General features: G+C 73.7%; 21 protein-coding genes. 9 read left to right on the forward strand and 12 right to left on the reverse strand.

Going from position 1 to position 25,355, the window contains the following annotated elements; translation table 11 throughout:
- Positions 1-4 precede the first annotated feature (4 nt).
- The 4 genes from FXF50_RS10600 to FXF50_RS10615 form a co-directional block, all read right to left on the reverse strand.
- Entirely contained in the window at positions 5-964 is a 960-nt protein-coding gene (locus FXF50_RS10600; protein WP_148427043.1) for a VWA domain-containing protein, read from the reverse strand.
- Positions 961-1,953, reverse strand: coding sequence for a DUF58 domain-containing protein (locus tag FXF50_RS10605; protein ID WP_148427044.1), 993 nt, complete (start codon positions 1,951-1,953; stop codon positions 961-963). Before FXF50_RS10605 ends, FXF50_RS10600 begins: the two co-directional genes overlap by 4 nt.
- Entirely contained in the window at positions 1,950-2,999 is a 1,050-nt protein-coding gene (locus tag FXF50_RS10610; protein ID WP_148427045.1) for a MoxR family ATPase, read from the reverse strand. The genes FXF50_RS10605 and FXF50_RS10610 overlap by 4 nt, the downstream gene beginning before the upstream one ends.
- A gap of 192 nt (positions 3,000-3,191) precedes the next feature.
- Positions 3,192-3,731, reverse strand: a complete 540-nt coding sequence (locus tag FXF50_RS10615) for a hypothetical protein (RefSeq protein WP_148427046.1) — start codon at positions 3,729-3,731, stop codon at positions 3,192-3,194.
- Positions 3,732-4,142: 411 nt separating this feature from the next.
- On the opposite strand from FXF50_RS10615, the gene FXF50_RS10620 reads away from it, so the two are divergent.
- Entirely contained in the window at positions 4,143-5,078 is a 936-nt protein-coding gene (locus FXF50_RS10620; RefSeq protein WP_255509999.1) for an endonuclease/exonuclease/phosphatase family protein, read from the forward strand.
- Positions 5,079-5,085: 7 nt separating this feature from the next.
- Here FXF50_RS10620 and cimA read toward each other — a convergent pair whose 3' ends face one another.
- Positions 5,086-6,666 carry a citramalate synthase gene (gene cimA, locus FXF50_RS10625; protein WP_148427048.1) on the reverse strand — a complete coding sequence of 527 codons (1,581 nt, stop codon included), beginning with the start codon at positions 6,664-6,666 and terminating at the stop codon, positions 5,086-5,088.
- Between the two features lie 308 nt (positions 6,667-6,974).
- Here cimA and FXF50_RS10630 point away from each other — a divergent pair, with 308 nt between their 5' ends.
- The 4 genes from FXF50_RS10630 to FXF50_RS10645 all read left to right on the forward strand — a co-directional run bounded on the left by FXF50_RS10630 (position 6,975) and on the right by FXF50_RS10645 (position 9,412).
- Positions 6,975-7,535: a peroxiredoxin gene (locus FXF50_RS10630; protein ID WP_148427049.1), complete on the forward strand. Its 561-nt coding sequence runs from the start codon at positions 6,975-6,977 to the stop codon at positions 7,533-7,535.
- 2 nt (positions 7,536-7,537) lie between these two features.
- The gene (locus FXF50_RS10635) at positions 7,538-8,068 is read left to right on the forward strand and encodes a carboxymuconolactone decarboxylase family protein (protein WP_148427050.1); all 531 of its coding nucleotides are present in this window, start codon (positions 7,538-7,540) and stop codon (positions 8,066-8,068) included.
- An 89-nt stretch (positions 8,069-8,157) separates the two neighbouring features.
- Positions 8,158-8,616, forward strand: coding sequence for a PRC-barrel domain containing protein (locus FXF50_RS10640; RefSeq protein ID WP_148427051.1), 459 nt, complete (start codon positions 8,158-8,160; stop codon positions 8,614-8,616).
- 67 nt (positions 8,617-8,683) lie between these two features.
- On the forward strand, positions 8,684-9,412 hold the full coding sequence (locus tag FXF50_RS10645) for a tyrosine-protein phosphatase (RefSeq protein ID WP_187399615.1): 729 nt from the start codon (positions 8,684-8,686) through the stop codon (positions 9,410-9,412).
- Positions 9,413-9,478: 66 nt separating this feature from the next.
- Here the strand turns inward: FXF50_RS10645 and FXF50_RS10650 are convergent, their stop codons facing one another.
- The gene (locus tag FXF50_RS10650; RefSeq protein WP_148427053.1) at positions 9,479-10,576 is read right to left on the reverse strand and encodes a branched-chain amino acid aminotransferase; all 1,098 of its coding nucleotides are present in this window, start codon (positions 10,574-10,576) and stop codon (positions 9,479-9,481) included.
- A gap of 206 nt (positions 10,577-10,782) precedes the next feature.
- Entirely contained in the window at positions 10,783-11,814 is a 1,032-nt protein-coding gene (locus FXF50_RS10655; protein ID WP_148427054.1) for a 3-isopropylmalate dehydrogenase, read from the reverse strand.
- A gap of 152 nt (positions 11,815-11,966) precedes the next feature.
- On the opposite strand from FXF50_RS10655, the gene FXF50_RS10660 reads away from it, so the two are divergent.
- Positions 11,967-12,842: an FAD:protein FMN transferase gene (locus FXF50_RS10660; RefSeq protein ID WP_148427055.1), complete on the forward strand. Its 876-nt coding sequence runs from the start codon at positions 11,967-11,969 to the stop codon at positions 12,840-12,842.
- A 333-nt stretch (positions 12,843-13,175) separates the two neighbouring features.
- Positions 13,176-13,532, forward strand: coding sequence for a hypothetical protein (locus tag FXF50_RS10665; protein ID WP_187399616.1), 357 nt, complete (start codon positions 13,176-13,178; stop codon positions 13,530-13,532).
- A gap of 60 nt (positions 13,533-13,592) precedes the next feature.
- Here the strand turns inward: FXF50_RS10665 and serA are convergent, their stop codons facing one another.
- The gene (gene serA / locus FXF50_RS10670) at positions 13,593-15,191 is read right to left on the reverse strand and encodes a phosphoglycerate dehydrogenase (RefSeq protein ID WP_091312671.1); all 1,599 of its coding nucleotides are present in this window, start codon (positions 15,189-15,191) and stop codon (positions 13,593-13,595) included.
- Between the two features lie 275 nt (positions 15,192-15,466).
- On the opposite strand from serA, the gene FXF50_RS10675 reads away from it, so the two are divergent.
- Positions 15,467-17,221 (forward strand): tetratricopeptide repeat protein, encoded by a 1,755-nt coding sequence (locus FXF50_RS10675; protein WP_148427057.1) that lies wholly within the window; start codon positions 15,467-15,469, stop codon positions 17,219-17,221.
- Between the two features lie 70 nt (positions 17,222-17,291).
- Here FXF50_RS10675 and ilvC read toward each other — a convergent pair whose 3' ends face one another.
- The 4 genes from ilvC to FXF50_RS10695 all read right to left on the reverse strand — a co-directional run bounded on the left by ilvC (position 17,292) and on the right by FXF50_RS10695 (position 23,396).
- Positions 17,292-18,305 (reverse strand): ketol-acid reductoisomerase, encoded by a 1,014-nt coding sequence (ilvC, locus tag FXF50_RS10680; RefSeq protein WP_148427058.1) that lies wholly within the window; start codon positions 18,303-18,305, stop codon positions 17,292-17,294.
- A gap of 58 nt (positions 18,306-18,363) precedes the next feature.
- Positions 18,364-18,879, reverse strand: a complete 516-nt coding sequence (gene ilvN / locus FXF50_RS10685) for an acetolactate synthase small subunit (protein WP_046563652.1) — start codon at positions 18,877-18,879, stop codon at positions 18,364-18,366.
- A complete protein-coding gene (locus FXF50_RS10690) occupies positions 18,879-20,765 on the reverse strand; it encodes an acetolactate synthase large subunit (RefSeq protein WP_148427059.1) in 1,887 nt (628 codons plus the stop codon). Before FXF50_RS10690 ends, ilvN begins: the two co-directional genes overlap by 1 nt.
- A 180-nt stretch (positions 20,766-20,945) precedes the next feature.
- Complete coding sequence (locus FXF50_RS10695; protein WP_148427060.1) at positions 20,946-23,396, reverse strand: bifunctional diguanylate cyclase/phosphodiesterase; 2,451 nt, start codon at positions 23,394-23,396, stop codon at positions 20,946-20,948.
- A gap of 111 nt (positions 23,397-23,507) precedes the next feature.
- Here FXF50_RS10695 and ilvD point away from each other — a divergent pair, with 111 nt between their 5' ends.
- Complete coding sequence (gene ilvD / locus FXF50_RS10700) at positions 23,508-25,355, forward strand: dihydroxy-acid dehydratase (protein ID WP_148427061.1); 1,848 nt, start codon at positions 23,508-23,510, stop codon at positions 25,353-25,355.

Consider the following 25,355-nt stretch of genomic DNA (forward strand, 5'->3'; position numbering starts at 1 on the left):
CGGGTCAGGGCAGCCGGGAGAACCACCGCAGCGAACCGGCGGCGGCTCCCATGGCGAAGACCAGCCCGAGGCCGATGAAGCGGGCCGAGATGTCCTGCCGTTCCTTGCGGTAGCCCACCGAGGTGCCGATGTCCTCGTAGACGGCGCGCAGCTCCTCGCTGGTGGACGCCTCGTGGAAGCCGCCGCCGGTCTCGTCGGCGACCGCCTTGAGGGTCTGCCCGTCGACCGGCACCTGGATCGCGCGCCCGCCCCGGTCCACCGAGCCGGACGGCGTGCCGAACGAGATGGTGTGCACCGGCACCTTGGCGGCCACGGCCTGGCCGGCCGCCTCCATGGGGTCCATCCCGGAGGTGTTCGCGCCGTCGGAGAGGATGATGATGCGCGCGGGCGGCGGGTCCTTCGCGGCCTTCGCGTCGAGGCTCTTCACGGCGCCCAGCGAGGTGCTGATCGCCTCCCCGATGGCCGTGCCCTGCACCCCGGTGATGCCCTCGGCGAGCCGCTCGATCCCCTCGTGCAGGGCCTCCCGGTCGGTGCTCGGGGGCACCAGCACCGCCGCGCTGCCGGCGAACGCCACGAGCCCCACGTTGAACTCGTCCGGGAGCCCGTCGACGAAGCGGCGGGCGGCCTCCTTGGCGGCGGTCAGCCGGTCCGGGTCGACGTCGCCGGCCAGCATCGAGGTGGAGACGTCCACGGCCACCATCACGGTGGCCCGCTCCCGGGGCACCCGCACCTCGGCGTTGGGCCGGGCGAAGCCGACCACCAGCAGCGCGAGCATGGCGAGGAAGAGACCCGCCGGCACGTGGCGGCGCCAGGCCGGCCGCCGCGGGGCGACCCGGTCCAGCAGCCGCAGGTTGGTGAAGCGGACCGCGTACCGGCTCTGCCGGCGCTGCATCACGACATAGCCGACGACCAGCGCGGCGACGCCGAGCAGGAGCCAGAGGCGGGCGGGCGACTGCCAGGTCACGCCGCACCTCCCCGGGCCGCGGCGGGCGCGGCGGCCAGCCGGCGCTGGGAGTGCACGTGCCGGACGATGTCCGCGCTCCAGTCCCGGTCGGTACGCAGCGCCAGGTGCGTCGCCCCGGACCGGCGCAGCGCGTGCCGGACCTGGTCGCGCTGGGCCGTGGCGGCCTGCGCGTACCGCTCGCGCAGGGCCGGGTCACCGGTCCACACCTCGCGGTGGCGGCCGGTCTCCGGGTCGACGAGGGTGACCAGCCCGACATCGGGCAGCTCCAGCTCCCGCGGGTCGGTCACCTCCACGGCGAGCACCTGGTGCCGGACGGCCAGCCGGCGCAGCACGGTCTCCCAGGCCGGGGCGGCGTCCGGGTCGTCGGGCAGCCCGTCGAGGAAGTCGGAGACGACCACCACGAGCCCGCGCCGGGTGGCCACCCGGTGCAGCCCGTCCAGCCCGTCGGCCAGGGTCGGCGGGGGCGTGTCCGGGTGCCCGTCGGTGCGCGGCGCGCCCAGCAGCGCGCGGAGCAGCCCGAGCAGGTGGATACGCCCGCCCCGGGCCGGGAACCGGCGGACGCCCTCCGGGGTGAGCACCTGGCCGCCGAGGCGGTTGCCGACGCCGGCGGTGAGGAAGCCGACCGCCGCCACCGCCGCCACCGCCAGTTCCCGTTTGTCCAGCGTGGCCGTGCCGTACTCCATGCTGGGGCTGGCGTCGACCAGCAGCCACGTGGTCAGCTCGCGGTCCGCGTCGACCTCGCGCACGTGCGGAACGGTGGTCCGGGCGGTGACCGCCCAGTCCATCCGGCGTACCTCGTCCTCGCCGGGGCGGTACTCCCGGCTGCCGGCCGCCTCGCTGCCCGGCCCGGGCAGCAGGCCGCGGTACTGGCCGTGCAGCAGCCCGTCGAGCCGACGGGTGACGGTCAGTTCCAGCCGGCGCAGTCGCTGGTCGGGGGCGAGGTCGGCCAGCCCGGGTTCGGGCAGGACGGGCGCGTCCCGGCGCCTCATGCCGCCGCCAGGTCGGGCGCCGCCTCCGGGTGCCCGGTGACCACCCGGGGTGGCGGCACCGCCTCGACCAGCCGGCGGACCAGCGACTCGGCGGAGATCCCGTCGGCCACCGCGTCGAAGGAGAGCACCAGCCGGTGCGCCAGCACGTCCACCGCCAGGTCCCGGATGTCCTCGGGGAGGACGTAGTCCCGGCCGTGGATCAACGCCTGCGCCCGGGCCGCCGCCACCAGGCCGAGGGTGGCCCGCGGGCTCGCGCCGTACGCCAGCAGCGGCGCGATCTCGGACAGCCCGAACCGCCCCGGGTCCCGGGTGGCGAGGATGAGCCGGACCACGTACTCGGCGAGCGCGTGGTGGACGAAGATGTCGGCGGCGCGGCGCTGGAGCGCCCGCAGCCGGGACGGGTCGAGCACCGGTCGCGCGGTGGGCCGCTCGGTGCTCATCCGGTAGAGGATGGCCAGCTCGTCGGCGTCGCTCGGGTAGTCGACGACGATCTTCATGAGGAAGCGGTCGCGCTGTGCCTCGGGGAGCTGGTAGACCCCCTCCGACTCGATCGGGTTCTGGGTGGCCAGCACGAGGAACGGGTCGGGGACGGGCCAGCTCCGGCCGCCGATGGAGACCTGCCGCTCGGCCATCGCCTCCAGCAGCGCCGACTGCACCTTGGCCGGGGCCCGGTTGATCTCGTCGGCGAGCACCAGGTTCGCCATGATCGGGCCCAGCTCCACGTCGAACGCCTCGGTGGAGGCCCGGTAGATGCGGGTGCCGACGATGTCGGAGGGGACCAGGTCGGGGGTGAACTGGATCCGGGAGAAGGTGCCGCCGACCACCGTGGCGAGGGTCTGCGCCGCGAGGGTCTTGGCCACCCCCGGCACGCCCTCCAGCAGGCAGTGGCCGTCGGCGATCAGGGCGGTGAGCAGGCGGTCGACGAGGCGATCCTGCCCGACGATCACGCGTTTGACCTCGAAGAGGGTCTGTTCCAGCTCGACGCCGCTCGCGTCGGCATCGACCGGGCTGGGCACGCTGGCCAGGGTGTCCGAGATGTCCGTCACGGTGCTTGCTTCCCGTGCCGACGTGGGGACAAACGTCGGATTATCAGCCCCTGGGCGTCCCTTTCCGGCCCGGATCGGGACGACTCCCCCGCTCGGTCCGCAACGGCGCGAGCGGGCCCGGGCACCCCAGGCCGGGCCAGAGCGGGCCGGCCGGCCCCCGCGTGGCGCGGGGGCCGGCGTGGCGGCCCGCGGTCAGTTGGCGATGACCAGGTGGAACGGCCGGTCGGCGTAGCCGCCGGAGGAGCTGCGGGTCTGGACGAAGACGGCGTTCGGGGTCAGGTAGCGGGGCGCCACCGCGACCTCACCGCCCGGCGGGACGTTCGCCGCGTCGTTGGTGCCGATGGTCGCGTGCAGCCCCCGGAGGCGGACGTCGTAGTCGAGCGTCACCTGGTACTGCCCGGCGAACTGACCCGGCAGCGACGGCGAGAACTTCTTGGCGCTCACGACGTTCGCCGAGTGCTGGAGCAGAGTCCCGTTGGCACTCACCACCGCCCAGGCGACCAGGCCGGGGGTCGGCGCGGCGAGGGTGGCGTTCAGCGCGGCCTTCGCCGCCCGGCTCTCGGCGGCGGTCACCGGAGGCTGGTGGCCGGGCTGCCGGGCGCCGGGCTGCCCGGCCTCGACCGGGGCCTTCGCCGCCGGGCGGGCGGCTGCCGCGATACCCCCGCCGGCCAGGGTGAGGGACAGCGCGGCGAGGGCCACCACCGTCGCCTTGCGCTTGAGGAATGTGGCCATGACAGATCTCCCTTGTGTGACCGTGGTGACACGGCCGACCCCGCGTGCGGTGCGGGACGGCTGGATTCGAGACGCCAGCCAGGTGCGGAAAATTGTGGGCCATCGGGGGACCCACGTCGTCAGCGCACCGTGAATGTCGAGCTGCACCTGGCTCTGAACTGGGCTTACTACGAAGAGTCGCGACGCCTCGACCACGTGGAACCTAGCACCGGAAAATGCGGAGGGTCAATATTTCACATTTACGGCGCGCCATTAGAAATGCGCTTCCGACAATTGCGAGAGTTGAAGTTCCGACCATTCACGAAACGGCCGCGCGGGCACCGCCCCGGGCGGCCGGCCGGTAGCGTGACGGCCGTGATCACGACGAGTGGGCCGGCACCGGCCGGCATCCGGGTCCGCCGGTTCGCCACGATCGCCTGCTGGCTGGCGGTCGCGCCCCTGGCCGCCTGGGCGGTGCTCCGGCTGGCCGGGCTGGAACGGGGGCCGCTGGTGCAGGCGGTCGCCTTCACGCCGTACGTCGCCGCCTGCGCGCCGGCCACGATGGCGCTGGCCCTCGCCCTCCGGCGCCGCGCGCCCGCGGTGGTCGCGGCGCTCGCCGCCCTGGCGCTGGTCGGCGCGGTGGCGCCGCGTGCCGTCCGGGACGACCGGCCCACGGTCCACGGGCCCGTCCTCCGGCTGCTCACCGCCAACCTGCTCAAGGGCGGCGCCGACCCGGCGCGGCTGGTCGAGCTGGTCCGGACGCACCGGGTGGACGTGCTGACCGTGCAGGAGTTCACCCCACAGGCCGCCGCCGAGCTGGACCGGCTCGGGCTGGCCACCCTGCTGCCCTACCGGATGCTGAATCCCGAGGTCGGCACCACGGGCTCCGGCCTGTACGCGCGCCACCCGCTCAGCGGCACCGGCTACCGGCGCAACCAGGGCTTCTTCTTCACCCAGGCGTACGGGACGGTGGCGGTGCCGGGCGCGCCGCCGCTGCGGGTGGAGTCGGCGCACCCGGCCGCCCCGTACGCCGTCGAGGTGGTGCCGGACTGGTGGACCGACCTGCGGGCCCAGCCGCCGGCCACCCCGCGGGGCGGGTTGAGCGTCCTGGCCGGCGACTTCAACGCCACCCTCGACCACGCGCCGCTGCGCGACCTCATCGACACCGGCTACGTCGACGCCGCCGCCGCGGCCGGCGCCGGGCTCTCCGGCACCTGGGGCCCGTACGACGGCGACCCGATCCCGCCGGTCACCATCGACCACGTGCTGGTCGACCGGCGCATCGCGGTCCGGGCCGTCGACGTGTACGCCGTGCCGGGCAGCGACCACCGCGCGGTGCTGGCCGAGCTGCGGCTGCCCGCCGGGTGAGCCGGCGTCAGACCCGCGCCCGGTCCAGGCCGTAGGTGAGGGCGTCGACCAGGGCGTGCCAGCTGGCCTCGACCACGTTGGGGTGGACGCCGACCGTGGTCCAGTCGCGGCCGGCCCCGGCGGTCTCCACGAGCACCCGGGTCACCGCGCCGGTGCCGTGGCTGCCCTCCAGGATGCGGACCTTGTAGTCGGCCAGCTCGAACTCCCGCAGCTCCGGGTAGTGCCGCGCGAGCGCCACCCGCAGCGCCTCGTCGAGGGCGTTGACCGGGCCGTTCCCCTCGGCGGTGGCGATGACGCGCTCGCCGCGCACCCGGATCTTGACGGTGGCCTCGGAGACCACGGCCCCGTCCTCGCGGTGCTCGACCAGCACCCGGTAGGACTCCAGCGCGAACGGCCGGGCCGGCGCGGCGTCCGGCAGCTCGGAGCGGACCAGCAGCTCGAACGAGGCGTCCGCGGCCTCGAACGACCAGCCGCCGGCCTCCAGCTCCTTGACCCGCTTGGTGACCCGGGACAGGGTGTCCGGATGACCGGCCAGGTCCAGGCCCAGCTCGCGGCTCTTAAGCTCGACGCTGGCCCGGCCGGCCATCTCGGTCACCAGGATCCGCATGTCGTTGCCCACCACCGAGGGATCCACGTGGTTGTAGAGCAACGGGTCGACCTTGATCGCGCTCGCGTGCAGCCCCGCCTTGTGGGCGAAGGCGGCGGCCCCGACGTAGGCCTGGTGGGTGTCGGGGGCGATGTTGGCGATCTCGGCGATGGCGTGCGAGACCCGCACCATCTGTTCCAGGCAGCCCTCCGGTAGGACGGGCATGCCGAGCTTGAGCTGGAGGTTGGCCACGATCGCGAACAGGTCGGCGTTGCCGGGGCGCTCGCCGTAGCCGTTGGCGGTGCCCTGGACGTGCCGGACGCCGGCCTCGACCGCGGCGATCGTGTTGGCCACCGCGCAGGCGGTGTCGTTCTGGGCGTGCATGCCGAGCCGTTCGGGGGCGATCCCGGTGCGCGCCGCGAGGTCGGTGATCGCGGCGGTGACCTGGGAGGGCAGCATCCCGCCGTTGGTGTCGCAGAGGACGAACCGCTCGGCACCGGCGGCCAGCGCGGTCTCGGCGACCGCGGCGGTGTACGCCGGGTCGTGCCGGTGGCCGTCGTAGAAGTGCTCGCCGTCGACGAAGACCCGCCGCCCCTGCGCCACCAGGTACGCCACCGTGTCGCGGACCATCGCCAGGTTCTCCTCGGCGGTGGTGCGCAGCGCCCGCTCGACGTGCCGCAGGTCCGCCTTGGCGACCAGCGCCACGGCCGGGGTGCCCGCGTCCAGCAGCCCGCGCACCTGCGGGTCGTCCTCGACCGCGACGCCGGCCTTGCGGGTGGCCCCGAAGGCGACCAGGATCGCGTGCCGCAGCTCCAGTTCGGTGCGGGCCCGGCGGAAGAACTCGGTGTCCTTGGGCACCGCGCCCGGCCAGCCGCCCTCGATGAAGCCGACCCCGAGGTCGTCGAGGAGGCGGGCCACCGCCAGCTTGTCGACCACCGAGTAGGTGAGCCCCTCGCGCTGGGCGCCGTCGCGCAGCGTCGTGTCGTACACCTGGAAGGTCATGGGAGTTCCTCTTCTCGAACCTGGGGGGAGCAACAAAAAGACCCCCCGCGGATGCGGGAGGTCTGCGCGCTCGGCGAGAGGGAAGGCCGGCGCGCTAGCTGCCAATAATGAGGACGGAGCTGGTCACGGCTCGTACTCTGCCACCCCGCACCGGTTTTGGGAGGCGGAATCCACATCGCGGGACGCACCCGTGATCGGGTTAACACGCCGCCCGCCCGGCGTCCGGCGGGAACCGGGCTGCGGAAGCATCTGGAACAGATCAAGTTACCGGCCTGGCGTCGTCGCCCGGCCGCCGTCAAGGAGGACCCGTGCTCACTGTCGGTGACCGCTTCCCCGAGTACGAACTCACCGCCTGCGTCTCCCTCGACGCCGACAAGGCGTTCGAGACGATCAACCACAAGACCTACGAGGGCAAGTGGCGCGTCGTCTTCTTCTGGCCGAAGGACTTCACCTTCATCTGCCCGACCGAGATCGCCGAGTTCGGCCGCCTCAACGGCGAGTTCGCCGACCGGGACGCCCAGGTCCTCGGCGTCTCCGTGGACAACGAGTTCGTCCACTACGCCTGGCGCAAGGACCACCCGGACCTGCGCGAGCTGCCCTTCCCGATGCTCAGCGACATCAAGCGCGAGCTGACCGCCGACTGCGGCGTGCTCGGTGCGGACGGCGTCGCCCAGCGGGCCGCCTTCATCGTCGACCCGGACAACGAGATCCAGTTCGCCATGGTGACCGCCGGTTCGGTCGGCCGGAACGTCTCCGAGGTGCTGCGGGTGCTCGACGCCCTCCAGACCGACGAGCTCTGCCCGTGCAACTGGAACAAGGGCGGCGCCACCCTGGACGCCAACGCGCTGCTCGCCGGCGCCGGGGCCTGAGCATGGGTCTGGACGCGGTCAAGGCGGCCCTGCCGGAGTACGCCAAGGACATCCGGCTCAACCTCGGCTCCACCATCACCACCTCGACGCTGAAGCCGGAGCAGGCCTGGGGCACCGCCCTGGCCTGCGCGGTGGCGGCCCGCAACCCGGTGGTGCTGCGGGAGATCGCCGCCGAGGCGGCCGGTCACCTCACGCCCGAGGCGGTCGAGGCGGCCAAGGGCGCGGCCACCATCATGGCGATGAACAACGTCTACTACCGGGCCAAGCACCTCATCGGCGACGAGCAGTACGCCTCGCTGCCGGCCCGCCTGCGGATGCAGATCATCGCCCGGCCCGGGGTGGAGAAGACCGACTTCGAGCTCTGGAGCCTCGCCGTCTCGGCGATCACCGGCTGCGGTGTCTGCCTGGAGTCGCACGAGAAGACCCTGCGCGCCGCCGGGTTCAGCCGCGACCAGGTGCACGAGGGGCTGCGCATCGCTGCCGTCGTGCACGCCGCCGCGGTGGCCCTGGACGCGGAGGCCGCGCTGGCCTGAGCCAGTTTGGTGTATCGATCTTCGCATCCGGGTAGGAAGGGATCCGACAGGCACATCCCCCAAAAGTCGAGAAAGGGAGTGTTGACGCCATGGAGCGGCTCGACCCTCGAACGACCCACGGGACGCCGGATCCGCTGACCCAGGGTGGTCAGGGCGCCTTCGCGGGCGGCGCGCCCGCCGGGCGTTTCGATCCGTGGAGCTACCGGGACGACGCCGGGGTGACCGGTGTCGACCTGGTCGGCTACAAGGTGGAGGCGAGTGACGGCGGTATCGGCAAGGTGGACCGGGCCAGCCACGAGGTGAACTCCAGTTTCCTCGTGGTCGACACCGGTCCGTGGATCTTCGGCAAGAAGGTCATGCTGCCGGCCGGCACCGTCAACCACGTCGACCACGACGAGCGGAAGGTCTACGTCGACCGGGCCAAGGACCAGATCAAGGCCGCGCCCGAGTACGACGAGACCACCGACACGGACCCGGCGTACCGGGACAAGCTCGGCGGTTACTACGACGACACCTACTCGTCGATTCCGCCGGGCACGGCCCGGTAACGGAGACACCTGCAACCAGCGGCCGGCGGGGCACATCGTGGCCCCGCCGGCCGTTACCGTGTCAGGGATGGACGCCCTGGAGACCCCCTTTCCCGCGCTGTTCAACTTCCGCGACGTCGGCGGCTACCGCAGCCGGGACGGGCGCACCGTCCGGCACCGGCGGCTCTACCGCTCCGACTCGCTGCACCGGATCGACGAGACCGACCGGGCCGCGTTCGCCGCGCTCGGCATCCGCACCGTCATCGACCTGCGCCGCCCCACCGAGGTGGCGCGGGACGGCCGGGTGCCCGCCTACGACGGGCTCACCTACCGGCACATCCACCCCGAGCACCAGGACTGGACCGAGCGGCGCTACGAGCCCGGCAGCGACCTGGCCCGCTACCTCGCCGACCGCTACGCCGACCTGGCCCGCACCGGCACCGCCGGGCTGGCCGAGGCGGTCGGCCTGATCGCCGACAGCGCCAACGCGCCGGTGGTGGTGCACTGCGTCGCCGGGAAGGACCGCACCGGCATCGTCTGCGGCCTCACCCTCGCGGTGCTCGGCGTGCCCGACGAGGACATCGCCGCCGACTACGCGCTCAGCACCGCCGGGTCCGAGCGGTTCAGCGCCTGGGTCCGGGCCACCGTGCCGGACGCCGAGGAGCCACCGCCGCCGTTCCTCGCCTCCCCCGCCGAGGCGATGAAGCTGTTCCTCACCGAGCTGCGCGAGGGCTACGGCTCGCCCGAGGGCTACCTCCGGCACGCCGGTGTGACCGACGAGCAGCTCGGCGCGCTCCGCGCCCACCTCCTCGACTGACGTCCGCCGCAGGCGCGCACGGCCGGCGCCGTCGAGGACGGGCCGGCCGTGCGGGACGAGCGGGGATCAGAGGACGCGGGAGACCCAGCCGTGCCGGTCCTCGGCGCGGCCGCGCTGGATGTCGACCAGCTTCTGGCGCAGCGCCATGGTGGAGCGGCCCGGCTCGCCGCCGCCGATCAGGAACTCCCCGTCCGGGAAGCGCACCCCGCCGATCGGGGTGATCACCGCGGCGGTGCCGCAGGCGAACACCTCGCGCAGCCGGCCGCTGGCCGCGTCGGCCTGCCAGTCGGCGAAGCTGACCGGCCGCTCCTGCACCCGGTGCCCCGACTCGGCGGCCAGGGTGAGGATCGCGTCGCGGGTGATGCCCGGCAGGATGGTGCCGGTCAGCGGCGGGGTGACCAGGGTGTCGTCGTCGTAGACGAAGAAGACGTTCATGCCGCCCAGCTCGTCGACGAAGCGCCGCTCCACCGCGTCCAGGAAGACCACCTGGTCGCAGCCGGCCTCGATGGCCTCGGCCTGCGCGGCCAGCGACGCGGCGTAGTTGCCGCCGCACTTGGCCGCGCCGGTGCCGCCGGGCGCCGCCCGGGTGTAGTCCGGCGAGACCCAGACCGTCACCGGCTTGACCCCACCGGCGAAGTACGCCCCGGCCGGCGAGGCGATCACGCAGTAGAGGTATTCGTTGGCCGGGCGGACGCCGAGGAAGACCTCGCTGGCGAACATGAACGGACGCAGGTAGAGGCTCGCGTCCTCGTGCTCCGGGATCCAGTCCTGGTCGATCTCGACGAGCCGGCGCAGCGACTCGACGAACGTCTCCGCCGGCAGCTCGGGCATGGCCAGCCGGTGGGCCGAGGCGACGAAGCGGGCGGCGTTGGCCTCCGGGCGGAACATGGTCACCGACCCGTCGCCGGTCCGGTACGCCTTCAGCCCCTCGAAGATCTCCTGCGCGTAGTGCAGGACCGCGGCGGCCGGGTCCATCGGGATCGGCGCGCGCGCCTCCACCCGGGCGTCGTACCAGCCCTTGCCCTCGGCGTACCGGATGGTCACCATGTGGTCGGTGAACACCCGGCCGAAGCCCGGGTTCGCCAGCAGGGCGGCCCGGTCGGCGGCGGATACCGGCGCGGGATTCGGACGGATCTCGAAATCGAGCTTGTCACCACCGCTCATCGCGCTGACCTCCCTGCGGGTCCACGGCATGCGGGATCGCACGCCGACGTCACTGGTGCCAGAAACTTACCCCGAACGGTCGTTCAGCCGATAGCTCCGCCCCGGCACATCGCGTGTGCCGGACGGGCGGCCCCGGACGGACCGGAATTCGAGCGGGCCCGGTACGGGTCTGGCGGCCCGCATCCGGGCCGAGGGTGACGGCCCGGTCAGGCTACGGCGTACCCGGCGAGCCGGTCGCCGACCTCCTCGGTGCGCAGCGGCGCGCCGGGCGTACGCCCGGCCAGCTCGGTGGCGACCGCGGCGGTGACCCGCGCGGCGGCGTCGGCGTGGCCCAGCTGGTCGAGCAGCAGCGCGGCGGAGAGCACGGCGGCCACCGGGTCGGCGACGCCCTTGCCGGCGATGTCCGGCGCGGAGCCGTGCACCGGCTCGAACATCGACGGGTAGCGCCCCTCCGGGTTGATGCAGCCGCTGGCCGCGAGCCCGATGCCACCGGTCACCGCGGCCGCGATGTCGGTGAGGATGTCGCCGAAGAGGTTGTCGGTGACCACCACGTCGTACCGCGACGGGTTGGTCACCAGGAACATCGCGGCGGCGTCGACGTGCTGGTACTCGGTGGTCACGTCGGGGTGCTCGGCGGCGACGGCCGCGAACGCGCGCGCCCAGAGCGAGCCGGCGTGGGTGAGCACGTTGGTCTTGTGCACGAGGGTGACCTTGCGCCGCTCCCGGCGGCGGGCCCGGGCGAACGCGTCGCGGACCACCCGCTCGACGCCGTGCCGGGTGTTCAGGCTCTCCTCGGTGGCCACCTCGGCCGGGGTGTCCCGGTGCAGCGAGCCGCCGGCGCCCGCGTAGAGGCCCTCGGTGCCCTCGCGGACCACCACGAGGTCGACCTCGCCGGGCTTCACGGCGGCCAGCGGGCCGGTCACGCCGGGCCAGAGCCGGGAGGGGCGGAGGTTGACGTACTGGTCGAAGGCGAACCGGAGCTTGAGCAGCAGGCCCCGCTCCAGCACGCCCGGCGGCACGGTGGGGTCGCCGACCGCGCCGAGCAGGATGGCGTCGTGCCCGGCCAGCTCGTCGAGGACCGAGTCGGGCAGCACCTCGCCGGTGCGGTGGTAGCGGGCCGCGCCCAGGTCGTACTCCGTGGCCTCGACCCCGGGGAGCACCGCGTCGATGACCTTGCGGGCCTGCGCGACCACCTCGGGTCCGATGCCGTCCCCGGCCACCACCGCAATGCGTGCCACCTGGCGCTCCCTCACCTCGTCGTTCTGCGCAACCGTACGTCGCCGTCCCGGCTCCCGGTACGCGTCTTCCAGCATTCGGGATACCGGGATGCACAGGAGTCTCCCAGGTGGCATTCATGGTGCGGCCATGTCCGCTGCCTAGGGTCGGTGTCATGCGGATCGAGGAGCAGCGGCGGGCCCGCTGGACGGACGAGCAGCCCCGCAACCGGTGGATCGACCAGTCCGCCTTCCGCCACCGCCGTCCCGACCTCCGCCTCGGCACCCGCAGCCACAAGCTGGAGCGGGCCGGCGGCGCCGCCGGGGACCGGATCAGCGTCCGGCACACCGTCCGCACCTCCACGGCGGAATACTCGCTGCTGCTCAACGCCCCCGAGTGGCTGGGCCGCCGGGGCGTCGGGGAGGCGCTCCGGGACGCGGTCGCCGAGCTGCGCGCCATCGACCTGACCTACGGGCCGAACCAGCCCGACAGCCTGGTGTCGAAGCTGCGCCGGGGCGAGATCGCGCCCGAGTCGTACCCGCCGCTGGCCGATCTGGTGGACCGCTGCACCGCGATGCGGGCGGCCACCGACGGGTGGTTCGACGCCTGGGCGGTGCCGGGCGGCTTCGACCCGGGCGGCCTGCTCGGCGGCTGGGCGGTGGAGCGGGCCGCGGCCCGGCTGCGCGCCGCGGGGGTGCACGACTACGCCGTGCTGGCCGGCGCCGACCTGACCGTCCGCGGCCACGCCGCGCACGGCGGCCCGTGGCGGGTCGCGGTGCACCACCCGACCGACGCGCAGCGGGCGCCGCTGGTGCTGGAGATGACCGCCGGCGCCGTGGGCACCTCCGGGGTGACCGGGCGGCGGGGGCACGTGGTGGACCCGCACACCGGCGAGCCCGCCGACCAGCTGGTCGCCGCCACGGTGGTGGGCCCGGACCTCGCGGTCGCCGACGCCTACGCCACCGCCCTGTACGCCGCCGGCCCGGCCGGACTGGCCTGGTTCCGCAACGGCTCGGAGTACCGGGCGCTCTTCGCCCACCGTCGGCACTGACCGTGGAGAGCCGTCCCGCCTTCGCATCCGGGACGTGAACCGCGATCGGCCCCCACGGTCTCGGCAACGACCGTGGGGGCCGGTCAGCGACGAGTGCGCGTGGCTCGCGCAATCGAGGGGTGCGGGCCGGTGGGCCGGACGGCCGACCGCGCCACCCGAAGACGGGCCGGGGTATCGACTCAGCCAGTGACCGCACGGGTACGCTAGCGAATCGACGCAACTCGACGCAAGAGTCTCCACAGCGGACCGTCCGGCGTCCTGTCGGTAATCAGCGGGTTGCCCTGCGGCGGGGCAGGGGTGACGGCGCGGACCGGGGATGGCACGCTGTCCGCCGTGAGTTTCGATCTGAGCGTGTGGGCCCTGCCGGCCGGGGCCACGCCCGACGACGTGCGGGCGGCGGTGCAGCGGTGCCGCGAAGGGCGGCACGGTGAGCGCTACCCCGACCCGCGGGTGGTCGCCTTCTACCGGGCCGTCACGGCCACCTATCCCGACCGTCCGGCGGCCCCGGGCACGCCCTGGGAGGTCACCCCGCTGCACGCGGCCGGTGACCACGTGGAGATGAACCTCTTCCCCACCTGCCCGGACCAGGTGCTGCTGGACATCGAACGGCTCGCCGGCGAGCACGACCTCATGCTCTTCGACGCCCAGGACGGCTCGGTCTACCCGCCACCGGCACGCGTCACGTCCTGAACCACGGATACGACGAGGGGCCCGGCCGTCCGGCCGGGCCCCCCATCCGTCGTGGTCGGACTACTCGTCGCGCAGGTCCGCCGCGCTGGCCGCGACCGCGCCGATCGAGTCGGCCGCCGAGGTGAGCAGGTCCGCGCCGAGCGCCTGGTCGACCGTGAGCGTCATCAGCGTCTCGCCACCGGCCTCGCGGCGCGCCACCTGCATGGCGGCGATGTTCACGCCGGCCTCGCCGAGCAGCGTGCCGACGGTGCCGACGACCCCCGGCCGGTCGGCGTAGCGCAGGAAGACCAGGATGCCCTCGGCGCCGATCTCCACGTCGAAACCGTCCACCTCGGTCAGCTTGAGCACGTCCCGGGTGCCGGTGTGCGCGACCGTGCCGGAGACGCTGACCGTCCGGCCGTCCGGCAGCGCCCCGCGGACCGTCACCAGGTTCGGGTGGTCGACGGTCTCGGCCTGGGTGGCGAGGGTGACCTCGACGCCCCGCTCGGCGGCCAGGTGCGGCGCGTTGACGTAGGTGACCTGCTCCTCCACCACCGAGCTGAACAGGCCCTTGGTGGCGGCCAGCTTGAGCACCGACACGTCGTTGGTGACGATCTCGCCGCGCACCTCGACGGTGACGCTGGCGGCGACCCCGCCGGCCACCGCCGTGAAGGCCCGGCCCAGCTTCTCGGCCAGCGGCAGCAGCGGCCGGACGTCCTCGGCGACCACGCCGCCGGCCTGCACGTTCACCGCGTCCGGCACGAACTCGCCCTGGAGCGCCAGCTTGACGCTCTTCGCCACGGCCAGACCGGCCTTGTCCTGCGCCTCGTTCGTGGAGGCGCCCAGGTGCGGGGTGGCCACCACGTTGTCGAAGGCGAACAGGGGCGAGGAGGTGCACGGCTCCTTCGCGTAGACGTCGACGCCGGCGCCGGCGACCCGGCCCTCGGCGATCGCGTTGGCGAGCGCCTGCTCGTCGACCAGCCCACCGCGGGCGGCGTTGACGATCCGGACGCCCGGCTTGACGATCGCCAGCTCCTTCTCGCCGATCAGACCCAGCGTCTCCGGCGTCTTGGGCAGGTGGATCGAGATGAAGTCGCTCTCCCGGAGCAGCTCCTCCAGGCCCACCAGCCGCACCCCGAGCTGCGCGGCGCGGGCCGGCTGGATGTACGGGTCGTACGCGATCAGGCGGGTGCCGAAGGCGGCGATGCGCTGGGCGAAGAGCACGCCGATGCGACCGAGGCCGACCACGCCGACGGTCTTGCCCTGGATCTCCACGCCGGTGTACTTCGACCGCTTCCACTCCCCCGCCTTGAGCGCGGCGCTGGCGCTGGCGGTGTTGCGGGCCACGGCGAGGAGCAGCGCGAGGGCCTGCTCGGCGGCGGAGACGATGTTGGAGGTGGGAGCGTTGACGACCATGACGCCCCGCGCCGTGGCGGCGGGCACCTCGACGTTGTCCAGCCCGACGCCGGCCCGGGCGACCACCTTCAGCCGCGGCGCGGCGGCGATCGCCTCGGCGTCGATCTGCGTGGCGCTGCGTACGATCACCGCGTCGGCCTCGGACAGCGCGGAGAGCAGGGCCGGACGGTCGGTGCCGTCCACGTGACGCACGTCGAAGTCGTGCGCGAGCACCTCGATGGCGGCGGGAGCGAGTTCTTCGGCGATCAGTACGACAGGATTCATCGGTCCTCGTAGACGCTCGGATTCTTGGTCGGTCGGGGGCGTCGGGACGCCTCGCTGCGCCCTGCGCCGGTCCGTGCCGTGGCCGTCGGGCGCCGGCTGAAGCAGCACCTCACCAAGGATGGTAGGGGTCGGCCCGGCCTCCGGGTCGCGGACCGCGGGGTGAGCGCCCTCACACAGGCTCGTCGCACGCCCGTCATCCCCCGTTCACCGGACGCGGTGGCTGGCGGAGCCCGCGTACAACGGAACCCAGCACCCGCACGGGGAGGGAGCCGCTGATGTCGCTCGTGGTCCGGATCGCGCTGCTCCGGCCGCTGGCCCGGCTCGGCCCCCACCGGTGGGGGCCGCGGCTGGCCGAGGCGTTGGTCACCCGGTCCCATCAGGTGAGCGGGCTGCCGGGCTCGACCGTCCGGCGCACGGCGGCGGCAAAGGAGGCGGTGGCCCTCTGCCGGCGGCTGGCGGCCGAACGGCCGGACCAGCACCGCGTCGCCCTGGCCCGGGCCCTGGTGGCCCGGGCTGCCGCCCCTGACACCGCCCCCGCCAGCGAGGCCATCGACCAGCTCCACGAGGCCATCGGGTACGTCGAGGACGCCGAAGACCGGTGCGCGCTGGTGGTGCTCGCCACCGCCCGGGGGCTTCTCGCGCTGAACCTCCACCAGGGCGGGGAGGTCCGGGAAGCGCTCACGCTGGCGCTGCGGGCACGGGCGACCTGGGACGTCTGCGGCCCGTTGCGCCCGCTGGAGCGGATGCGGCTGGCCCGGGCGCTGCTGGTGATCGGCGGCTGCCACGAGGCGCTGGGCCGGAGCGATGAGGCGAACACCGTCCGACGCCAGGCGTGGGAACTCCACCGCGCTCTTTCCGCCTACCGCCGGTCCCAGTGGATCACCGTCGGCGCGACGGCCGCGACGGACCTCGCCCAGGGCCTGACGGTCACCGGTCCGGCGCGGGAAGCCCTCGACCTGATCGAGGAGTCCCGCGCCGACGTGGAGGTCCTGAGCCGGTTCCAGCCCCGGCAGGGGCGGCCGCTGCTGGCCCGGGCCATGCTGATCGAAGCGGAGTGCCGGGCGCAGCTGGACGATCCGGACAGGGCCGTGCGGCTCGCGGAGCAGGCCGTCGACCGGCAGCGGGCGATGGTGGCGGCGGAGACGCCGGGATCCGTCGCCGCGCTGGCCCACGGGCTGCTCGTGCTGGGCAACCTGGCGGCCCGGGCGGGCCGGGAGGGCGAGGCGGTCGCGCACCTGACGGAAGCGACGACGCTCGCCCGGAACTGCCACGACGACGTGCTGGCCCGAGCCCTGTTCGAGCTTGTCGACCTGCGGGTCGCGGCCGGAGACCGGGCGGCGGTCGAAGAACTCCTGGCCGAGGCCGTCCCGCTCTGCCGGGAGCACGCCGGGCGGTTTCCGGAGGTGTGGCGCTCCCGGCTGGCCCGCGCCCTGCTGATGCGCTGCGGGCTGACCGTCTTCGCGCTGCCGGCCACCGCGGTTCCCAGCGGATCGGACGCAGCGGCACCGGACGGGACATCGCCGGTGTACGGCCCGGACGGGGACGGGCTGGCGGCCGGGCGGGAGGCGGTCGAGCTGGCCCGGTCGCTGGCCGGCGCGGACCCGGCGTACCGCGAGCTGCTCGGGCGGTGCCTGTTCACGCTGGCCCGGGCGGTGCACCTGGCCGGCGACCCGCGCGAGTCGGGCGATCTGCTCCGCGAGTGCGTGGCCGTCCGCCGGGAGCTGTTCTCCGCCGACCCGGTGGAGTTCCGGCTGCGGCTGGCCGAGGCGCTGTGCGACCTGGGCAACCGGACGCACGCCCTCGACCGGCTCGACGAGGCGGTCGGGATCTACCGGGAGTGCCTCGACCTGCTGCGGGCCGACCCGGAGCGGATCGACCAGGCGGAACTCCTCACGCCGCTGCGCAACCTCGGACGCACGCTGTGGCGCCTCGACCGGAAGGACGAGGCGGCGCGGGTCTGGGACGAGATCGTGGCCGTCGAGGAGTTGGTCGGCACCTCCCGTTCCGGTCCCTCGCCACGGCGCGAATGACGGCGGCCCGCGGCCCGACGCCGGGGAGAGCGTCGGGTCGCGGGCCGCCGCGGAGCTGCCCGACCCGGGGTCAGGCGGTCTCGGTGATGGGCCGGTCGACCCAGCTCATCATGGCGCGCAGCTTCTGCCCGGTCTCCTCGATCGGGTGCGCCGCGCCCTCGGCCCGCCACTTGACGAAGTTCGGTCGGCCGGCCTCGTCCTCGGCCACCCACTCACGGGCGAACTCGCCGGACTGGATCTCGCCGAGGATCTTGCGCATCTCCTCCTTGACGCGGGAGTCGATGACCCGGGGGCCACGGGAGAGGTCGCCGTACTCGGCGGTGTCCGAGATGCTGTAGCGCATCCGGGCGATGCCGCCCTCGTACATGAGGTCGACGATGAGCTTCAGCTCGTGCAGGCACTCGAAGTAGGCCACCTCGGGGGCGTAGCCGGCCTCGGTGAGCACCTCGAAGCCGGTCTGCACCAGCGCGGCCGCGCCGCCGCAGAGCACCGCCTGCTCGCCGAAGAGGTCGGTCTCGGTCTCCTCGGTGAAGGTGGTGCGGATCGCGCCGGCCCGGGTGCCGCCGATCGCCTTGGCGTACGCCAGGGCCAGGCCGAACGCGTTGCCGCTGGCGTCCTGCTCGACGGCGACGAGGCAGGGCACGCCCTTGCCGTCGACGTACTGGCGGCGGACCAGGTGACCGGGGCCCTTCGGGGCGACCATCGCCACGTCCACGTCGGCCGGGGGCTTGATGAGGCCGTACCGGATGTTGAAGCCGTGGCCGAAGAAGAGGGCCTTGCCGGGGGCGAGGTTGGGGGCGATCGCCTCGGCGTAGAGGCCGCGCTGGGCGGTGTCCGGCGCCAGGATCATGATCACGTCGGCCTCGGCCGCCGCCTCGGCCGGCGTGAGCACGCGCAGGCCCTGCTCCTCGGCCTTCGGCCGGCTCTTCGAACCGGCGGGCAGGCCGATCACCACGTCGACGCCGGAGTCGCGCAGCGACAGCGCGTGGGCGTGGCCCTGGCTGCCGTAGCCGATCACGGCGACCTTGCGGCCCTGGATCAGGCCCAGGTCGGCGTCGTCGTCGTAGAACACCTCAACGCTCATTGACTTCCCTTTCGTACGGCGGTGCCCGTCGGCCCGTCGAAATCTGGTGGGGTGCGGATCAGGCGGCGCGCAGCGCCGGGCCGGCGGTGATGGAGCGGGAGCCGCGCCCGATGGCCACCGTGCCGGACTGGACCATCTCCTTGATGCCGAACGGCTCGAGGTCACGCAGCAGCGCGTCGAGCTTGTCGGGGGTGCCGGTGGCCTCGATGGTCAGCGTGTCCGGCGCGACGTCGACCACCCGGGCGCGGAACAGGGCGACCGTCTCCAGCACCTGGCCCCGGGCGTTGCGGTCCGCGCGGACCTTGACCAGCAGCAGCTCCCGGGCCACCGAGACCTGCGGGTCCAGCTCGACGATCTTGAGTACGTTGACCAGCTTGTTGAGCTGCTTGGTGACCTGCTCCAGCGGCGACGACTCGGCGTTGACCACGATGGTGATGCGGGAGACGTCGGGGTTCTCGGTCTCGCCCACGGCGAGGCTGTCGATGTTGAACCCGCGCCGGGAGAACAGCCCGGAGACCCGGGCCAGGACACCCGGCTTGTTCTCCACGAGCACGGACAGGGTGTGCATGGTCATCAGAGTTCGTCCTCGTCGAAGGCGGGGCGGACGCCCCGGGCGAACATGATCTCGTCGTTGCTGGTGCCGGCGGCGACCATCGGCCACACCATGGCGTCCTTGCCGACCACGAAGTCGATGACCACGGGGGCGTCGGTGATCGCCATGGCCGCCTCGATGGTCTTGTCCACGTCGGCGGCGTTCTCGCAGCGCAGGCCGACGCAGCCGAGCGCCTCGGCGAGCTTCACGAAGTCCGGGATGCGGTGCTTGTGGGTGCCCAGCTCGGTGTTGGAGTAGCGCTCCCCGTAGAACAGGGTCTGCCACTGCCGGACCATGCCCAGGTTGCCGTTGTTGATGACGGCGACCTTGATGGGGATGCCCTCCAGGGCGCAGGTGGCCAGCTCCTGGTTGGTCATCTGGAAGCAGCCGTCGCCGTCGACCGCCCAGACCGTCGTGTCCGGCTTGCCGACCTTGGCGCCCATCGCCGCCGGGACGGCGTAGCCCATGGTGCCGAGGCCGCCGGAGTTCAGCCAGGTGTACGGCTTCTCGTACGAGATGAACTGGCTGGCCCACATCTGGTGCTGGCCGACGCCCGCCACGTAGACGGTGTCCGGGCCGGCGATCTCGCCCAACCGCTTGATCACGTACTGCGGGGAGAGCGTGCCGTCGGCCGGCTCCTCGTAGCCCAGCGGGTAGCGCCCGCGCAGGTCGTCGAGCTGGTTCCACCAGTCGGCGAGGTCGGCGGCCGGGCGGGCCGCCTGCTCGGCGGTGACGGCCGCGATCAGCTCGTCGATGACGTGCCGGGCGTCGCCCACGATCGGGACGTCGGCGTGCCGGTTCTTCCCGATCTCGGCCGGGTCGATGTCGGCGTGCACCACGGTGGCGTCCGGCGCGAACGAGTCCAGCTTGCCGGTGACCCGGTCGTCGAAGCGGGCGCCCAGCGCCACGATGAGGTCGGACTTCTGGAGGCCGTAGACCGCGGCGACGGTGCCGTGCATGCCGGGCATGCCCAGGTGCTGCCGGTGCGAGTCGGGGAACGCGCCGAGCGCCATGAGGGTGGTGACCACCGGGATGCCGGTCAGCTCGGCCAGTCGGCGCAGCCCCTCGGTGGCGCCGGCCTTCAGCACGCCGCCGCCGACGTAGAGCACCGGGCGGCGGGCGGCGGTCATCAGCCGGGCCGCCTCGCGGATCTGCTTGCCGTGCGGGTGCAGGGTGGGCCGGTAGCCGGGCAGGTCCAGGGTGGGCGGCCAGGTGAAGGTGGTCGGCGCCTGGAGGACGTCCTTGGGGATGTCGACCAGGACCGGGCCGGGCCGGCCGGTCGAGGCCAGGTGGAACGCCTCGGCGAGCACCTGCGGGATCTCCTCGGCCGTCTGCACCAGGAAGTTGTGCTTGGTGATCGGCAGGGTGATGCCCTGGATGTCCGCCTCCTGGAAGGCGTCCGTGCCGATCGACGGGCGGGCCACCTGGCCGGTGATCGCCACCATGGGCACCGAGTCCATGTACGCGTCGGCGATCGGCGTCACCAGGTTGGTCGCGCCCGGGCCGGAGGTGGCGATGCAGACGCCGACCTTGCCGGTGGCCTGGGCGTAGCCGGTGGCCGCGTGCCCGGCGCCCTGCTCGTGGCGGACCAGGATGTGCCGCACCGTCGAGTCGTAGAGCGGGTCGTACGCCGGCAGGATCGCGCCGCCCGGGATGCCGAAGACGACGTCGACGCCGAGCGCCTCGAGCGACCGCACCAGCGAGCCGGCACCGGAGACCGGAGCGGGGTCCGGCTGCCGCACGGCCGGCGAGGCCGGGGTGGCTCCGGTGCGGGGGGCGGGGGCGTGGTCGGCGTCGCCGGCCGGCTCGGTGGCCGGTCGGGCGCGCCGGACGGAGTGGGCGAGGGTCTCTGGCGTGGGTCTCGTCATGGCGGTTCAGGCCTTCGGCTGGAGTGTGTGATGCGCTTCTCAGGATGGGACGCGGGCGTCCCGGCGATGGTCCGACGGCAACAAAAACGGCCCACGTGCAGATGCACGGGGCCAGCGCACTCTCGTTCGGGAGAGTGCGCTCAGGTAAGTACTCGCAGCGACCGGTTCGACGACATGCGGTCAAGCCTGACGCATCTCACGCGATGAGTCAACTGATCCCACATTTTGGTTCACGGACGTGGGCGTGTCGGCTCCCGACGCCCCCTCCGCGCCCGGCGCGACCTGCGAAGATCCCTCGTTCGAGGTACGCGGCGCGGGTATCTGGGCGGGTGGATTGGACCGGAGCCGGGGCAGCAGCGGGGACGGCCCGATCCGGGGCGGTGGGGCCGGCGCGGCGGGCGGCGCCGAGGCGGGGCGGCTGCCGGGCGAGGTGGCCGCCTCCAGCATCGCCTCCAGGTGCTCGGCGGGCACGCCCCAGCCGAAGGCCGCGCCCTGCCCGAAGCGGCAACCGGCGGCCACCACGGCGGCCAGCTCGGTGGGGGTGGTGACGCCCTCGGCGATCACCTCCAGGCCGAGCTGGTGCCCGAGGCGCATGACGATGTCGACCATCGGGGCGAACGCCGGGCCGTCCCGGCCGACCGGCCGGACCGGCTCGTGCTCGGCGACCAGGCTGTGGTCGATCTTGAGAATGTCGATCGGGAGGCGGCGGAGCTGCCCCAGCGAGGAGTAGCCGGCGCCGAAGTCGTCCAGCGCGATCCGCACCCCGGTGAGGCGCAGCGCGGTGAGCCGCCGGATCAGCTCGTCCAGGTCGGTGGCGACGGCGTGCTCGGTGACCTCCAGCACCAGCCGCTGCGGCGGCACGTGGTGGGCGCGCAGCGCGTCGGCGACCTGGACCACGTACTCCGGCGCGTGCAGCTCCCGCGGCGAGACGTTCACCGACACCCAGACGTCGTGCCCGTCGGCCAGCCAGCGGGAGAGCTGGTAGCACGCCTGGTGGAGCACCCAGGCGCCCAGCTTGGAGATCATCCCGCACTCCTCGGCCAGCGGGATGAACTCGTCCGGCCGGACGTTGCCCAGCTCCGGGTGGTGCCAGCGGAGCAGCGCCTCGGCCCCCACCGGGCGGACCGAGGGCAGCGAGGCCACCGGCTGGAAGGCCAGCCGCAGCTCGTCGCGCTCGATCGCCCCGCGCAGCTCGTGCTCCAGCATGGTGCGCCGGCGCAGCAACTGGTCGTAGGTGGCGTCGTAGCGCTCGATCCGGTTCTTGCCGCGCTGCTTGGCGTAGCGCAGCGCCAGGTCGGCGTTGCGCAGCAGCAGCTCGACGTCGGTCTCCCCGCAGGCGCCGGCCACCCCGATGCTGACCGAGAGGAAGACCGGTCCGTCGGCTTCCTCGTAGGGGCGGCCGAGCACCCCGAGCAGCCGCTCGGCGACCGGCCCCGGGTCGGACGTGCCGTGCATGAGCACGGCGAACTCGTCGCCGCCGAACCGGGCGGCCAGGTCGCCCGGGCGCAGGTTGCCGCGCAGCCGCCGGCCCACCTCGGCGAGCACCGCGTCGCCCACGTCGTGGCCGCGCATGTCGTTGACGTTCTTGAAGCCGTCCAGGTCCAGCCCGAGCAGCACGCAGGGGACGCCGGCCTCGGCGCAGCGGTGCAGCGCGCCCAGCAGGCCGCGCCGGTTGGCCAGGCCGGTGAGCGGGTCGGTGTGCGCCAGCTCGCGGAAGTGCGCCTCCCGCTCGGCCAGCCGGCCGGCGTAGCCGCGGACGTCGTTGAGGGCCAGGTACTGTCGCGCCACCAGGGCGAAGCCCTCGAAGCTGCCCGCCGCGATGCCGAACACGTCGAACCGGCCGCCCTGCACGAGGTGGTACATCGCGGAGGCGGCCATCGCGAACATCGGCACGAAGGCGTACTCACCGTCGCGGCGGATCAGGTCGACGTCGACCCGCGGCAGGTCGACCCGGTGCGCGGCCAGGGCGGTGGCCAGCAGGCCGGCGGCGATCACCGCGGCGCCGGCGAACGCCATTCCCGCACCGGCCTGGCAGAGCCCGGCCGACAGGCCCAGGCCGCCGCAGGTCACCCCGGTCGCGCCGGCGCCCAGCAGGACGAGGCGGCCACGCGGCGGGGCCGCCCGCAACACCATGATCACGGTCAGCCCGGCGGTCAGCGCCGCGCTCACCGTGGCCAGCAGGATGGGTACGCAGAGGGCCGGGGTCGCGTCGCCGAGCAGCCGGGTCGGCGGGCTGAACAGCGCCCAGCCGACGAACCAGAGCGCCCCCGCCATGATCAGGCCGTCCAGCAGCAGTCGGGCGGTGGCCGCCCGGGCCGCGGCCGTGCCGGGCAGCCGCAGCAGGGCGACACCGAGGCCGAGGCCGGCGAGCGTGGTGCCGAACGAGACGAGGGTGGCCCAGCCGGTGCGCTGCCCCTGCCGGTGCGCCCAGTGGTCGCCGGCGGCCAGCGTGCCGGCCAGCCCGAGGAGCAGGCTGAGCAGGGCGACCCCGGCGGCGGCCGCGAGTAGCACGTGGGCCTGCCGGTGCGGCCCGCCCCGGCGGCGCGCCGACGCGGCGAGCAGGGCGGCGGCACCGGCCGCGGCGAGCCCGCTCAGCACCGCGACAACGACCATGCCCGGGGACGACTGCACGACCTCAACTGTGCCGGATCGGCGCCGCCCGTGGGGCACCGGGTGTGCAACTGTTGGGACACGGCGCGCGTGCCCGGGGGTCGCCGGGCCGGCGGTGTCAGACTGGTAGGCATGCCTGAGCTGCGGTCGAGGACCTCCACCCACGGTCGGACGATGGCCGGCGCCCGGGCCCTGTGGCGGGCCACCGGGATGACCGACGACGACTTCGGCAAGCCGATCGTCGCCATCGCGAACAGTTTCACCCAGTTCGTCCCCGGCCACGTACACCTCAAGGACCTCGGCGGCCTGGTCGCCGACGCGGTGGCCGAGGCCGGCGGGGTGGGCCGGGAGTTCAACACCATCGCCGTGGACGACGGCATCGCCATGGGCCACGGCGGCATGCTCTACTCGCTGCCCAGCCGTGAGCTGATCGCCGACGCGGTGGAATACATGGTCAACGCGCACTGCGCGGACGTCCTGGTCTGCATCTCCAACTGCGACAAGATCACCCCGGGCATGCTGCTGGCCGCGCTGCGGCTCAACATCCCGACCGTCTTCGTCTCCGGCGGCCCCATGGAGGCCGGCAAGACGGTGGCGATCGAGGGCGTCGTCCACTCCAAGATCGACCTGATCGACGCCATGATCGCGTCGTCGAACGAGGCGGTCACCGACGACCAGCTCGGTGAGATCGAGCGCTCCGCCTGCCCGACCTGCGGCTCCTGCTCCGGCATGTTCACCGCCAACTCGATGAACTGCCTCACGGAGGCGATCGGCCTGGCGCTGCCCGGCAACGGCTCGACGCTGGCCACCCACGCCGCCCGCCGGTCGCTGTTCGTCGAGGCCGGCCGCACCGCCGTGGAGCTGGCCCGGCGCTGGTACGACGGCGACGACGCGTCCGTGCTGCCCCGGTCGATCGCCACCCGGGCCGCCTTCGAGAACGCCGTCGCGCTCGACGTGGCCATGGGCGGCTCGACCAACACGGTGCTGCACCTGCTCGCCGCCGCCCGCGAGGCGGAACTGGACTTCGGGGTGGCCGACATCGACGCCATCTCCCGGCGGGTGCCCTGCCTCGCGAAGGTCGCGCCGAACTCGCCGCAGTACCACATGGAGGACGTGCACCGGGCCGGCGGCATCCCGGCCATCCTGGGCGAACTGGACCGCGCCGGCCTGCTCCACCGGGACGTGCACGCCGTGCACTCCCCCTCGCTCCAGCAGTGGCTCGCCGACTGGGACGTCCGCGGCGGCTCCGCCACCCCGGAGGCGGTCGAGCTGTTCCACGCCGCCCCGGGCGGGGTGCGCACCACCGAGCCGTTCTCCACCACCAACCGCTGGTCGTCCCTGGACACCGACGCGGCCGGCGGCTGCGTCCGCGACCGGGAGCACGCGTACAGCGCGGACGGCGGGCTCGCCATCCTGCACGGCAACCTGGCGCCGGACGGCTGCGTGGTGAAGACCGCCGGGGTGCCCGAGGAGTGCCTGACCTTCCGCGGGCCGGCCAAGGTCTACGAGTCGCAGGACGACGCGGTGGCGGCGATCCTGGCCAAGCAGGTCGTCGCCGGGGACGTCGTGGTGATCCGCTACGAGGGCCCGAAGGGCGGCCCCGGCATGCAGGAGATGCTCTACCCCACCTCGTTCCTCAAGGGGCGCGGGCTGGGCCGCTCGTGCGCGCTGCTCACCGACGGCCGGTTCTCCGGCGGCACGTCCGGCCTGTCCATCGGGCACGTCTCGCCCGAGGCGGCCTCGGGCGGCCTCATCGCGCTGGTGCGGGAGGGCGACGAGATCGTCATCGACATCCCGGCCCGGTCGATCCGGCTCGACGTGCCCGACGACGTGCTCCAGGCGCGGCGGGTGGCGGAGGAGAAGCGCGACCGCCCGTACACCCCGACCGACCGGGTGCGGCCGGTGTCGGCGGCGCTGCGCGCGTACGCCTCGATGGCCACCTCGGCCAGCGACGGCGCGTACCGGCGGGTCCCGGAGTAA

The sequence above is a fragment of the Micromonospora sp. AP08 genome (genome assembly GCF_008085935.1).
Classification (GTDB): domain Bacteria; phylum Actinomycetota; class Actinomycetes; order Mycobacteriales; family Micromonosporaceae; genus Micromonospora; species Micromonospora chersina.